10 protein-coding genes are annotated in these 13,860 nt (G+C 66.4%); 9 read left to right on the forward strand and 1 reads right to left on the reverse strand.

Features of this window, described 5'->3' with window-relative positions; translation table 11 throughout:
* Nucleotides 1-25 precede the first annotated feature (25 nt).
* The 9 genes from LzC2_RS01805 to LzC2_RS01850 all read left to right on the forward strand — a co-directional run bounded on the left by LzC2_RS01805 (nt 26) and on the right by LzC2_RS01850 (nt 12,188).
* Complete coding sequence (locus LzC2_RS01805; RefSeq protein ID WP_171183033.1) at nt 26-322, forward strand: hypothetical protein; 297 nt, start codon at nt 26-28, stop codon at nt 320-322.
* Nucleotides 219-2,858: a ligase-associated DNA damage response DEXH box helicase gene (locus LzC2_RS01810; protein WP_171183112.1), complete on the forward strand. Its 2,640-nt coding sequence runs from the start codon at nt 219-221 to the stop codon at nt 2,856-2,858. The genes LzC2_RS01805 and LzC2_RS01810 overlap by 104 nt, the downstream gene beginning before the upstream one ends.
* Before the next feature lie 64 nt (nt 2,859-2,922).
* On the forward strand, nt 2,923-3,606 hold the full coding sequence (gene pdeM / locus LzC2_RS01815) for a ligase-associated DNA damage response endonuclease PdeM (protein ID WP_246254649.1): 684 nt from the start codon (nt 2,923-2,925) through the stop codon (nt 3,604-3,606).
* A gap of 861 nt (nt 3,607-4,467) precedes the next feature.
* Nucleotides 4,468-5,868: an alkyl/aryl-sulfatase gene (locus LzC2_RS01825; RefSeq protein WP_171183118.1), complete on the forward strand. Its 1,401-nt coding sequence runs from the start codon at nt 4,468-4,470 to the stop codon at nt 5,866-5,868.
* A 235-nt stretch (nt 5,869-6,103) separates the two neighbouring features.
* Nucleotides 6,104-7,414, forward strand: a complete 1,311-nt coding sequence (locus tag LzC2_RS01830) for an aryl-sulfate sulfotransferase (protein ID WP_246254650.1) — start codon at nt 6,104-6,106, stop codon at nt 7,412-7,414.
* A 311-nt stretch (nt 7,415-7,725) separates the two neighbouring features.
* The gene (locus tag LzC2_RS01835; RefSeq protein WP_206678531.1) at nt 7,726-9,168 is read left to right on the forward strand and encodes a hypothetical protein; all 1,443 of its coding nucleotides are present in this window, start codon (nt 7,726-7,728) and stop codon (nt 9,166-9,168) included.
* A 110-nt stretch (nt 9,169-9,278) separates the two neighbouring features.
* Nucleotides 9,279-10,232, forward strand: coding sequence for an SDR family oxidoreductase (locus tag LzC2_RS01840; protein WP_171183121.1), 954 nt, complete (start codon nt 9,279-9,281; stop codon nt 10,230-10,232).
* 136 nt (nt 10,233-10,368) lie between these two features.
* Nucleotides 10,369-11,223, forward strand: a complete 855-nt coding sequence (locus LzC2_RS01845) for an SDR family oxidoreductase (protein WP_171183123.1) — start codon at nt 10,369-10,371, stop codon at nt 11,221-11,223.
* A 53-nt stretch (nt 11,224-11,276) separates the two neighbouring features.
* Nucleotides 11,277-12,188 carry a DUF4437 domain-containing protein gene (locus LzC2_RS01850; RefSeq protein WP_171183125.1) on the forward strand — a complete coding sequence of 304 codons (912 nt, stop codon included), beginning with the start codon at nt 11,277-11,279 and terminating at the stop codon, nt 12,186-12,188.
* Here the strand turns inward: LzC2_RS01850 and LzC2_RS01855 are convergent.
* Entirely contained in the window at nt 12,172-13,803 is a 1,632-nt protein-coding gene (locus tag LzC2_RS01855) for an FAD-dependent oxidoreductase (protein WP_171183127.1), read from the reverse strand. The genes LzC2_RS01850 and LzC2_RS01855 overlap by 17 nt on opposite strands.
* Between the last annotated feature and the right edge of the window lie 57 nt (nt 13,804-13,860).

Raw genomic sequence — 13,860 nt, forward strand, 5'->3', positions numbered from 1 at the left:
CCCCGGGTCTCCGTCGAACGCCCGCTTGGGGCTCATTCTGCTGTCGATGGTGCTGGGCTGGGTCTCCCTCAGCCTTGTGGCCGGCGGGATCGGCCAGTGGGTTTGGATGTCGGACCACAGGGCTGATTTCTGGGGACGGTTGTTCGGTGGATTACTTGTGGCGGCGGGCTTGGCGATTGTCCTTCTGCTCGTGCTGGCTTGGCGGAGACATCTTGGCAATGTGCCGAAGAGCCGTGACCATCGGGAAGCCGACCCTTTTGATCGGTCCGATCTGTCGGCGATCGCCCACCGCCCGCACCCGTCAGATCGACCGGCTCCCTGACGGTCGCGGCTCATTGAATACCCACCTGTCGAAACAGCCCACCGCCGCAGCCCGCACCCGCGCGAAACGCACCGTCCGCGACTGGTTCAGCGCGACCGGCCGGAAGCCGTTCCGCTTTCAAACCCGGGCGTGGAACGCCTATGCCCACGGCGAGAGCGGGCTGATTCACGCCACCACCGGCACCGGCAAGACGCTGGCGGCGTGGCTGGGACCGGTGATCGACGGCCTCGCCCGTGGGGAGACCGTCGACCCGGCGAAAGCGAGGGAGGCCGAGACGAAACGCCGTCGCCGCTCGCCGCCGTTGCGGGTGCTGTGGATCACCCCGCTGCGAGCGCTAGCCGGCGATACGGAGAACAGCCTCCGCGTCCCGCTGGAGGCGCTGGGGCTGAATTGGTCGCTGGAAAGCCGCACGGGCGATACGACCTCCAAGATCAAGTCCCGCCAGTCGAAACGTCTGCCTACGGCGTTATTGACGACGCCGGAAAGCCTGTCGCTGGCCCTCGCGCGGGCCGATTGCGTGGAGCAGTTCGCCCACCTCGAATGCGTGATCGTGGACGAATGGCACGAACTGCTCGGTTCTAAACGCGGTTCGCAGACGGAACTCTGCCTCGCTCGCCTGCGACGCTGGCGGCCGGGCTTGAAAACGTGGGGACTCAGCGCGACGCTCGGCAATCTCGAAGAGGCCGCGGCGACGCTATTAGGGACCAGCGGCGACGCCCCCACGATTCTCTCGGGCGGACGCCGCAAGAAATATGCGGTCGATTCGATCCTCCCGCAGAACGTGGAGCGCTTTCCGTGGTCGGGACATCTGGGTCTGAAGCAGCTCGACCAGGTGTTGCCGATCGTGGAATCGGCGGCTTCCTCAATCCTCTTCACGAACACGCGCAGCCAGACGGAACTGTGGTATCAGGCGATTCTCAAAGCCCGCCCCGACTGGGCCGGCCGGATCGCGTTGCACCACGGTTCGCTTGGAAAAGAGAGCCGCCGGTGGGTCGAGGCGGGATTGAAAAACGGCGAATTGAAGTGCGTGGTGAGCACGTCGAGCCTGGACCTCGGCGTGGACTTTGCCCCGGTCGATCGGGTCTTGCAGGTGGGCAGCCCGAAGGGCGTCGCCCGCTTGTTGCAGCGAGCCGGCCGCAGCGGACACGCGCCCGGCCAGACCAGCCGCGTGACCTGCGTGCCGACGCACGCCTTTGAACTGGTGGAGGTGGCCGCCGCCCGGGCCGCGATGGACGCCGGCCGGATCGAGGCCCGCACGCCGCCGAAGAAGCCGCTGGACGTGCTCATCCAACACGCCGTCACGGTCGCGCTCGGAACCGGGTTTGATCGGGACGAACTTCTCGCGGAGATTCGCACCGCCAGCAGCTTCGCGGCGGTAACGGAGGCGGAATGGGACTGGTGCCTGGACTTCATCACCCGCGGCGGAGAGGCGCTACGAAACTATCCGGAATATTCCCGCGTCGTTTTGCGGGACGGCGAGTACCGCGTCGAAGACAAAGGGATCGCTCGCCGCCACCGCATGAGCATCGGCACGATCGCCAGCGATGCGGCCGTCGAAGTGCGATATTTGAAGGGCGCCCGACTGGGCACGGTGGAAGAACACTTTCTCTCTCGACTCAAACCCGGCGATAAATTCCTCTTCGCCGGTCGGCCGTTGGAATTGGTCAAGGTGTTCGAAATGAAGGCGTGGGTACGCCGGGCGAAGGGCACGACCGGAGCGGTGCCGCGGTGGAGCGGCGGGCGCATGCCGCTGAGCGGCGAACTAGCCGCCGCTGTCCGGGAACGGCTTGAGGAGGCCCGCGACGGTGAATACCGGGGGCCGGAGATGAAATCCGTCCGCCCGATCCTCGAACTGCAACGCGATTGGTCGCACCTGCCGGGCCGGGACGAATTATTAATCGAACGCGTGAAAACCCGCGACGGACATCACCTGTTCTTCTTCCCCTTCGCCGGTCGTCAGGTGCATGAGGGGCTGGGGGCGCTGTGGGCGCTACGGCTCTCCCGGCGAGTCTCGACGACGTTCGCCGTCACGGTGAACGACTACGGCGTCGAACTCCTGTCACCGGTCCCGGCGCCGTTGGAGGCCGCATTGAACGAGAATCTGCTCTCGCCGGAACGCCTTCGCGAAGATATTGCGGAGTCGCTCAACGCGGTCGAGATGGCGAAGCGGCAGTTCCGGGAGATCGCCCGCGTCGCGGGGCTGGTCTTCGTCGGCTATCCGGGTGCCGGCAAGTCGGCTCGACAGATGCAGGCCAGCAGCGGTCTGCTCTACGACGTCTTTCAAAACTACGACCCGGGCAACCTGCTCTTCAAACAGGCGAGCGAGGAGGTGCTCGACCGACAACTCGACGCCGCCCGGCTGCGGGAGACGCTGGAGCGTATCAACGCCGCGAAGGTTCTGCTGAGCGACTGCCGTCGTCCGACCCCGCTGGCCTTCCCGCTGTTGGTCGACCGCATGCGGGAGCGGGTCAGTTCGGAAACGCTGGCCGATCGCGTCCGGCGGATGACGCTGCGACTGGAATCGGCGGCCGGGTGAACTCTGCGCCGGCCGCGCGGTTCCACACACCCGACGATCCCGCTCCGCCCTGCGTTCCGCCCTCATGACAGGCGATTTTCCGCTGACGTTTGGTGGAGCCGATCTCGTGCTCCTTCCCGAAAGGGCGGCGTACCGACCGAACCCGAACGCTGGATCGGGGGGCACGCTGTACGTTGCCGATACGCATTGGGGGAAGACCGCCGCGTTCCGCGCGGGCGGGATCGCCGTGCCGGCCGGCACGACGGCGGCGGATCTGTCGCGGCTCACGGCCGCCCTTCGGCGCGTCGGTGCGACGCGATTAGTGGTGCTGGGCGACCTGCTGCACGCTCGTCAGGGGCGGAACGAACCGGCGTTCAACGAGGCGATCCGCACGTGGCGGGCGGGCGTGGCCGACGTGCGGATCGAGTTGGTCGAGGGGAACCACGATCGCTCCGCCGGCGGCCCGGATCCCCGCTGGGCGATCGACGTCTATGACGAACCAACGCCGGACCCCCCGTTGGTGCTGCGTCACGTTCCCCACGCCGACCCGCGCGGCGCCGTGCTCGCCGGTCACGTGCACCCCGCCATTCGACTGGACGGACCCGGCGGCGAGCGGCTCAAACTGCCCTGCTTCCACATCGCGGGCGACGTCCTGACCCTGCCGGCGTTCACGACGTTCGCCGACGGGCTGTCCATCCGCCCCACCGTCGGCGACCGTCTCTGCGTGATCGCCGACGGCGCCGTGATAGAAGTCGATACGTCGCTTTGATTTAGAAGGATGGTGATCCGCAACGTGAGCGACGGCGTGTCGGCCCAAGCCGAAGAAGGATTTGGGCGGCCGTCGCGACAGCGCGAGTGCGGAGAGGGCAAGGGCGACCACGGCTCCCGAGATTTTCCAGCCGTTCTTGAACGCGGGCGTTCGGGTCGCGGATTGCAGGCAAAATACTTCGGGGGCCCGCTTCAAGGCTGCTCCGCAATGGTTGTCCTGGCGCCCGCGGACTAAGAATCGGTGATTGAGGTTCGGCGCCGTCCGCGACGACGAGTCGCCGGAAGCGGGTGTTGATCACCGGAATCGCCAAGGCGTTCCACGCCTCAGCTGCCTCGGCTGTTCGGTCGTACCGAACCCGCAGCCGCCGCAAACCCATTGCCCAATCGATTATCCGCTCGACGACCCACTGGATCTTCCCCGACCGGCTGCCGTATGGCGGACCGCGTTCCCGGATGGACAGCTCGACCCCCAGCGACCGCAGCACGTACCAGAGATCGTTCAGTCCAGAGATCGTTCAGTACGACGCGATTAAGAAGGCGAAGCCGACCGCTGGCGGCGCCGACCGAGCGGTCCGGCGGCAGGTGGTGAACGGCGACGTCGGCGAACTGTCTGGGCAGGCGGCGCTGGGCCATTACGCGAACTCTTGGACTGGGGGTCGGCCTTATTTCGCGAACTCCGCAACGCATTTCTCTGGCCGGTCCTTAGGTACCGGCCAACCTGACGCCGGCGGCGGTGTGCTGCCCCCGCTCCGTCGCTGTGAGCGGCAGGGCCGGGCGTCCAAAATTGCATCGATCCTCGGCAGGTTGCCGCCGCCGAGTGAACGCCGTAGCGTCGTTGCTCCCAGACCGAGAAGATGATCCGATGAAGCGTTTCGTGTTCGTATTCGCCGCCGGTTTACTCGGATTGGGCGGCGCCGCGTTCGCCCAGACGCCGCGGGTTGATGAGCCCGAGGCCGCGACGGCCGCGTTGCGGGCGCAGGGCGAGCAATTCGAGGAAGAAATCGTCACGGTCTCCGACGGCGTGTTCGTCGCCGTCGGCTACAGCCCGGCGAACGTGGGGCTGATCGTCGGCGAGAACGGGGCCGTGGTGATCGACACCGGCATGTCGGTGGACGACGGTCGCCGGATCGCCGCGGAGTTTCGCAAGCTGACGGACAAACCGGTCCGGGCGATCGTGTTCACCCACTCTCATGGCGACCACACCGGCGGGGCCGCGGCGTTTCTCGAACTCGCTGACGAGAAGCCGCAGGTCTGGGCGCATGAGAACTTCGGCAGCGAGGCCCGTCCGCTGCTGGCCGGCGGCGTTTCGTTTCAACGGGTCCGGGGCGCCCGGCAGGCCGGGTTTATGCTGCCGCCGGAGGACCGCATCAACAACGGCGTCGCCCCCGCCCGCTACCCCAAGCGCGGCGGCAACGCCTTCGAAGCGGGGCGGGAAGTGAAGCCTTCACAATTCCTCGCCGAGGAGAGCCGGACCGTCGAGGTCGGCGGAGTCACGATCGAACTGGTCGCCGCCCCCGGCGAGACGAACGACGAACTGTTCGTCTGGCATGGCGCCAGCCGCACGCTGTTCGCCGGCGACAACTTCTACCGCTCCTTCCCGAACCTGTACGCCATTCGCGGCACGCCGAATCGCAGCGTCCGGCTGTGGGCGGACAGCCTCGACAAAATGGTCGATCGCGACGCCGCGGCGTTGGTCGGCGGGCATACCGACCCGGTGCTGGGCGAGGAGCAGGTCCGCGAAGTCCTGACCGACTACCGCGACGCCGTGCAATACATCCACGACGAGACCGTCGCCGGCATGAACCGCGGGCTGACGCCGGACGAACTCGCCGCGACCGTCCGCCTGCCGGAGCGACTGGCGAATAAAGAGTACCTCCGCCCGTTCTACGGCCACCCGGAGTGGGGCGTGCGGAGCGTGTTCGCCGGCTACCTCGGCTGGTTCGACGGCAACCCCACGAACCTGTTCCGGCTGCCCCCGAAGGAAGAGGCCGAACGCTTCGCCAAGCTGGCCGGCGGCGCGGAGAACCTGCGGTCCGCCGCCCGGGAGGCGCTGGAGGGCGGCGACGGGGCTGACGCCCAATGGGCCGCCCAACTCGCCGACCGCCTGCTGGCCCTCGACCCGGAGGACCAGGCCGCCAAGAACCTGAAGGCCGACGCGTTGACGCAACTCGCCCGCCGCAGCGTGACCGCGACGGCCCGCAACTACTATCTTACCGTCGCCCAAGGGCTGCGGGGAGAAACCGACGACGCGGGGGCGGAGTGACCGTTCTTGTCGGAAGCCCCTCCCGCTGACGGGCGGCCACGTCGTACGCGCCCCGCGATCTGATCGTACTGCGAGCCAATCGAGTAATATGGAGGACGAAATGAAATCCTTTCGGTTTAGATTCAACCCATATTGCTCGCTCGCGCTTGTCTCTTTGCTTCTGGGAGACGGGCTAAACGCACAACCCCCACAGCGAGAACGGATCACAGCCGTCGCGTCAGTCGGCGACGCAGTGATGGAAGAGATCGACCTGGCTTTGCCTGGCGAGTTGTATCAAGGCTACCTGTTTTGGCATCAGGCGGATGAGCTCGCCACCGATGTGGTGAACTATGCAATGCTTCTCGATACTGAGGGGAAGGTCGTTCATCGCTGGGATACCGATTTGAATGGAGGGGGACACACCTCGTACCTGTTGAACGCCGGCGGTCTGCTGCGTACCGGCATCAGGGATAGGCGATACGTCGCGGGGCAGCCCGTGGCCGCCACCGACACCCTTCAGATTACAGACAAGACTGGGAAAGCCGTCTGGGAGCTGAGCGCCGAGGATCTTGATTTCAACGGGAACAAGATCACCTTTCACCACGATCTGTCGCCCCTGCCCGACGGCAATATTCTGGTCCTGATTTACGAAGAAATCAGTCCGGAAGCAGCGGCGGCGGCTGGTTGGACCGCCGGCGAAGGGAAGACGGTTTGGTCGGATGGAGTGCTGGAGATCAAGCCCGACCTGGAAAAGAACTCCTATGAAATCGTCTGGTATTGGCGTTTTGTCGACCACATGATTCAGGATCGGGATGCTGGAGCGGCCAACTACGGCACTGTCGCCGATCATCCGCGGAAAATCGACGGCCACTTCCCGAGTAGCTATGCGCCGATGAATGCCGTGCGGCAACATCTGAATGCGATCGACTATCACCCGGGCCTCGATCAGATCGTCGTCAGCTCCTTTATCTACAACGAAATCTGGGTGATCGACCACGGCACGACCGTTGAACAAGCCGCGGGCTCCACGGGCGGTCGAAGGGGCCGGGGGGGCGATCTGCTGTTCCGATACGGCAACCCCGCTACCTACGAGCGGGGCTCTGAGAACGATCGCCTGTTCCAGCATCAGCACGACGCCAACTGGGTCGATGCAGGTCTTCCCGGAGCCGGCAATATCTTGGTCTTCAACAACAACACGGGCTTGGGCGGCGTCACCGGGGTCAGCGGTGGCGCCGCGGAAGCCGCGGCCGCCCAGGAACAGTTGAAGGGGAACAGCAACGTCCAGGAGATTAGCCCCGCTGTCGATGAGGGACGTTACGTCGTCGGGGAGGCTGGAACCTTTGAGGCGAAAAGGATCTGGTTCTGGGAACACGAAGACTTCTTCGCCCCCTTTCAAGGCGGCGCTCGCCGCTTGCCCAATGGGAATACGCTTCTCACCGATACCGTGGGGAGAAGGGTCTGGGAAGTTGCGCCCGACGGGGGCGTCGTCGTTCGCTATAAAGGTCCTGCTCCTGCCTTCAAAGCGTTCAAGTACGCCGCCGAGCAAGTCGCGGATCTGCTGGAGTAGTCCACATAGATGCCCCGACGGGTGGGCTTTCTTTATGAACAGCGTGCTGTGTGACGTTCGACCGCCTCGTCGCTTGCCCGGGGGCGGCGAACTTTCTTCGATATGCTCATCTCACGCCTCTCGTCGGCCGACTTAGGCCGCCCTGCCGCAGCCCTTAGCACGATTCTCCCATGCGAAGCCGCACCCCCGCTCGACTCGGCCCTCTCGCCGGCGCGGCCGCCCTCTGTTTGCTTCAGGGATCCTTCGGTCTCGGCGAGACCGCCGGCGCCCAAGACGCCGATCCCATCTCCGTCACGGAGCTGATCGAGTCCTTGGAGTTGACCGAGAAGCAGGAAGCGGCCTTTCAGGAGCAGGAAAGGCTTCGCGAGGAGTCCCTAGGCAAGCTCCGGCAGCTGACAGGCGAGGAACGTCAGGCCGCGGCTGAAGCCTTTCAGTTGAAAAGGAAGGTAGCGCTTCAGAAGCTGTTCACGGAAGAGCAATGGAAGCGATGGGATGATTACTGGACGGCCTACTGGAGCCGTCAAGACAGCGAGCCGGGGCCGCCGGACACGTCCGGCCCTCAACCGGCGATGCCTCTGGCGGCGCCGGACCTTGAAGAAGCCACCGGGCGGTTTCAGGTCGCCAGGATGAACGGGCGGGTCAGCCTGGTCACCCCGGAAGGGAAGCCCTTCTTTTCCCTCGGCGTCACCCACATCATCGCCCTCTCCAACCCCGCCGAGGGGGAGCCGAACCTATTCGTCAATCGCTTCGGGCGAGATTGGTCGAACGCGGCGCCGGAGGTTGAAAAGAATCTCCGCGGCTGGGGATACAACTCAACCGGCTACGGCACGCCCGGTCCGCTGGGAGAGCGGATTCCCTACGCCGAAGGAATCCATACGGCGGACACCTCATTGTATTTCGGAAACAGGCAGTTTTCCTATCCGGACGTGTTCGACCCGGGCTGGCAGGCGGAGGTCAAACAGACCCTTCGGAAGAAGATTGAGCCTCACAAGAACAACCCGAACCTGATCGGGATCTACTGGACGGACATGCCGCTGTGGGATCTGCAGTACGGCCGGCGTTCCGGAAAAATGAACTGGGTCGAGGCGATGAAATCGCTTCCGGCAGAGGCGCCCGGCCGGCGGCGCTACGAGGAATTCGTGGCCGAGCGAGGGGATCAGGCCGCCGACGAGGATTTCCTGAGACTCATTGCGCGAACCTATTACAAAGTCCTCGGGGAGGAGACCCGCCGCCTGGCGCCGGACTCCGTCATCTTCGGAGAGCGATACGGCTCGAATATCACTCCCAGCATCGTGATCGAGGAAGCGGCGCCTTGGATCGACGCCGTCGCGGTTCAGCCCTACGGAAACCTCTTCAACGCCGCCGAGTTCGATCGCATTCATCGCGCCTCGGGCGGCAAGGGAATCCTGATTTGCGATCACAACATCAGCTTCCCCACGGAGGAACATCCGAAGACGATGTGGACGCAGCTGCCGACGGCGGAGGAGGTCGCCCGGACCCATGCAAAATATGTCAACGACGCCCTGGCAAAGCCCTATATCCTCGGCTACCACCGCTGCCAGTATATCGACCGCTTCCAACCTCACCGGGGCGTTCTCAAACAGGGCCTGGTCCGGGCGGACGGGACTCCCCATGGAGAACTTGTGAATCTGATTGCGGAGACCAACCGCGCCGTCTTGGATCGGTTTGCGAACTGGGATGGTCCAAGCCGCGAGCTGACACCAAGTGAGAACGCTGGTTCTCCTCAACGGTAGAATCCCGCGGCAGCGGACCCGTGAGACGTTCCCGAACTGCTCGGCGGGTGGCTGGCGCATCCGCCCGAGCTGCGTGACTGACTCCAAAACCAACGATCGCAGGTCCGAACGTGTCCGACGCAGACCCCAACCCGTTCGGCCCCGGGGGCTGGACGCCGGACCGCCTCGCGTCGCAGGCGGGGAAAACGTTCGTCATCACCGGCGCGAACGCGGGCGCCGGCTTCGAGGCGACGAAGCTGCTCGTGAGCCGCGGCGCCAAGGTCGTGATGCTCTGCCGCAGTCCTGAGAAAGCGGAGGCCGCGATCGACGAGATCAGGCGGCAGTTCCCGGAGGCGGACGTGCCGTTCGTTCGCCTGGACCTCGGTTCGCTCGCCTCGGTCCGTGAAGCGGCCGCGGCTGTCGAGCGAACGGTCTCGAAGATCGACGCCCTCATCTGCAACGCGGCCATCGCTCAGATTGCGGAGCAGGAACGGACCGCGGACGGCTTCGAGAGCCAACTCGGCGTCAACCACCTCGGCCACTTCCTGCTGTGCGGGTTGCTGTTCGACCGAATCGCGGAGTCCGGCGGGCGAATCGTCGTCGTCAGCAGCTTGGCGTACCGGATGAACCTGAAGCGGATCCAATTCGAGGACCTCGACTTCGACGGCCGCTACAACGCGCAGGCCGCCTACGCCCAGAGCAAGCTCGCCCAGATGATGTTCGCCTATGAGTTGCAGCGTCGCTCCCGCGAAGCGGGCCGGGACGTGCAAGCTCTCGTCTGCCACCCGGGGGCGTCGCGGACGTCGCTGATTCGAAAAGACGCCCCCCTGGCGACGCGACTGCTGTGGAAGGTTCTCTCGCCGCTGGCGCAGTCGGCGGAGAAGGGGGCGTGGCCGGAGGTGATGTGCGCCGCCGAGGAGGGGCTTGAGGCGGAGGCCTTCTACGGACCGACGGGACTCGGCGAGATGGTGGGGCCGATCGGCAGGTCCAAGCTCCTGCCCCACGCTCTGGACCGGGAGGCCGCGGCGAAACTGTGGACGATCTCGGAGGAGAAAACCGGGCTGGAATGGTCGCCGGCGGCGTAGGGGAGAGGCTCGGCGAAGCGTCGGGCGCCGTTCCGTCCCATCGCGCCGCCGACGGTTGAGGGCCGAAGGGCGGCCGCGCCTGGGTACGATCGCTGCGGATCGCTCTCCCTGCTCCCCCCACGACCCGGAACGAACGATGACCGTCTTCGTGACCGGCGCCACCGGCGCCCTCGGCGGCAAGATCGTCGACCGGCTGGCGGGCGGCGACGCGACGGTGATCGCCGGCGCCCGGAACCCCGACCGGGCCAACGCTCTCCGCGAAAAGGTCGCCGAGGTGCGGCGGTGCGATTACGACGATCCCGCTTCGATGCGAACGGCGTTCGAGGGCGTCGACGTGCTGATGCTGATCCCCAGCCTCGCGGCCGTCGAGCCGCGCATCCGTCAGCATGCCGACACGCTGACGGCGGCGAAGGAGGCCGGCGTGAGCCGCGTCGCGTTCGCCAGCTTCATGGCGGCGGAGCCGGACTCCCGGTTCCACGTCGCCCCGTTCCTGCTGTACGCGGAGTCGAAGCTGCGGCTGTCCGGGCTGGACTGGACGATCGCCCGCGACGGCATGTACCTCGACCCGGTCGCGGATTGGATTCCGGACCTGATCCGCGTGGGCAAGCTTCCGTATCCGGTGCGGCATGGCCGGGTCTCCTATATCGGCCGCGACGATCTCGCCCGCGCCTTCGCGGCGCTCTGCACGGGCGACGGCCATTCCGAAAGGCTCTATAAGCTCACCGGCCCGCGGGCGGTGAGTATGCAGGAACTCGCCGCGGCGGTCTCACGCCACACGGGCGAGGAGATCACCTACGAGCGGGTGTCCGAGGAGCGGTTTATCGAGATTTGCAAGGCGGGGGAGGAGCCGGAGGAGCTGATCAACGTCCTGCTGTCGATGTACCGAGCCGTCGAGCACGGCGAGTTCGAGGAGGCGACGGACCATGTGAAACAGCTGACCGGGGAGCCGGCGGCGAGCCTCGAAGAGTTCTTCGCCGGCTCCGGCGGCTAAAGGGTCTTTCACCGGCCGCCGACAGACAATCGCCTCCAATTGGAATTGATCTCATGAACGTACGACTCGGACTCCTTCTTCCTCCTGCAGCGCTGCTCGCGGCGGCGGTCGGCTCCTCCGCGTTCGTCGCGGCGGGCGTCGCGCAGGAACCTGTCGCTCCGCCGACGTCCGAGGTCGTGTTGTCGTCCGAGGTGAAATGGGGGGCGCTCAATCCGGCCCGCGGTCCGCAGGGGCCGCGGGCCGGCGACCTGTGGGGCGATCGGACCGGCAAGGGCGCCTCCGGCTTTCTCGTACAGTTTGCGGACGGCTTCGCCTCGCCGCCGCACATTCACAACATCACCTATCGCGGGGTCGTGATCCGCGGCTTCCTGCACAACGACGATCCCGGCGCTAAACCGATGTGGATGCCGGCGGGGTCGTTCTGGACGCAGCCGGTGGGCGAGGTGCACGTGACGGCGGCCAACGGCGGACTCGCGTTGGCCTACGTCGAAATCGACCGCGGCCCGTACCTCGTCCAGCCATCGGAGGACGCATTCGACGACGGCGAACGTCCGGTAAACGTGGACGCGTCGAACGTCGTCTGGCTGGATGCGTCCGCCGTGACGGCGATGGCCGGTCCCGTGACCGCGGACAGCCCGGACGGAGCGAAGGTCGCCTACCTGTGGGGCGCACCGCAGAGCGAGCGGCCCAGCGGGAGCTTCGTGAAGCTGCCGGCGGGCTTTCGGGGGGCGATCCGCAGCGCCGGGCCGTCGTGCCGCGCCGTCGTCGTTGAGGGCCGCGTCGAGCGGGACACGGCGGGCGACGACGACGCCCAGAGGTTGGAGCCCGGAGCCTACTTTGGCTCGACCGGCGCCGCGACGCATCACCTGTCGTGCGACGACGAAACGGGCTGCACGCTCTACCTCCGCAGCGTGGGACGTTTTGAGATCGTCCCGGCGCAGCCCGCGGCTACTCCCCCCGGCTGAGGTACTGGTGCACGCAGGTGACGGCGAGGGCGCCGTCGCCGGCGGCGAAGGCGCAGCGCTTGGTCGTGCCGCTTCGGACGTCGCCCGCGGCGAACAGGCCGGGGCGGGTCGTCTCCAACTCGCAGGGCACGCGGTCTTCCTTCCAGCGGTCGCAGTTCTGGATCGACGGGCCGGTCATCAGAAAGCCGTGGTCGTCCCGAGCCACGTCGTCCGGCACCCAGTCCGCACGAGGCTTGGCGCCGACGAAGATGAACAGGGCGGAGCAATCCACCGTCGAGGTCTCCTCGGTTTGATTGTTCCGGAGCGTGAGCCGTTCGAGGCGGCCGTCGCCGGTCAGCGCCTCCACTTCGGTGTGAAAGAGAACCTCCACGTTCTCCGCTCGTTCAATCCGCTTGGTGAGGTAGTTCGACATGCTTTTGCCCAAATCGTCGCCGCGGAGCAGCAATTTCACCTCGCGGGATTGGCCGGACAGGAACATCGCCGCCTGCCCCGCGGAGTTCCCGCCGCCCACGACGACCGCCGTCGCGTCGCGGCACTGCCGGGCCTCCACCGACGTGGCGGAGTAATACACGCCGGCCCCCTCCAGCCGATCGCAGCCGTCGACCGGCAACCGCTGGTAGGCCGCCCCGGTGGCGATCAGCGCCGTCTTCGTGCGGACCCGCTGACCGGTGCAGAGGTGGAGCAGGTGGGCGCCGTCCTCTTCGACGGTCATCTCCCGTACGCCGATCGGGGCGGAGAAGGACGCGCCGAACTTCACCGCCTGCAGGTAGCCGCGGTCGGCCAACTCCGTGCCCGACAGGCCCGCCGGGAAGCCCATGTAGTTCTCGATCTTGGAGCTCTGCCCCGCCTGCCCGCCCGGCCCGACCTCGTCGAGTAGCAGCGTGTCGAGCCCCTCGGAGGCCCCGTAGACCGCCGCCGCCAAGCCCGCCGGACCGGCGCCGACGACGACCAGATCGAACAGCCGGTCCTCGATCGTCCGGGAGATGCCGAGGCATTCGGCCACCTTCGCCAGCGCCGGTCGACGGACGACGTTCGCGCCGCACGCGATGATCGGCGTCTCGTCCGCGGCGGCGCCCCAGCCGGACAGCGCCTCGCGGCCGGCGTCTTCTTCGATGTCCTGAAAGGTGTGCGGGACGTTATTCTTGTAGAAGAACTCGCGGAGCCGCAGGGCGGCTTTGCAGTTCGCCCCGCCCACGACGCGGACGCCCATAAACTGCGATTCCTCCAGCCGCTTGCGGCGGACGCGGAAGGCCCGCATCAATTTGTCGCTCAACTCCGGCAGTTCCCCGAGCATCTCCCGGAACTTGTCGGCGGTCACTTCGAGCGCCCGGCAGTCGCCGTCGGCCACCGCGGAGACGATCGAGGGGCGCCCCGTGAACATCGACACGTCGCCGGTGAAAGTGCCCGGCCGATGGAGGCAGACGTCGCGGGGGGCGCCGCTCGACTCTTCGACGATCCGCACGTCGCCGGACTCGATCGCGAAGAAGGAGTAGTCGCGATCGCCGGCCGAGAACAGCCGCTCTCCCTCGGCAAACGACCGCGACGTTCCGAGCCGCCGCAGGCGGTCCATCTCGACATCGGTGAGGGTAGGGAACATCTCGGCGTCGGTCGCCATGAAAACGCCTCTCTGAAGATTAAGACCGGGTCGGTTCCGAACGCATTCGGAGCCGTC

Source organism: Alienimonas chondri, assembly GCF_013036045.1.
In the GTDB taxonomy this organism is placed as follows: domain Bacteria; phylum Planctomycetota; class Planctomycetia; order Planctomycetales; family Planctomycetaceae; genus Alienimonas; species Alienimonas chondri.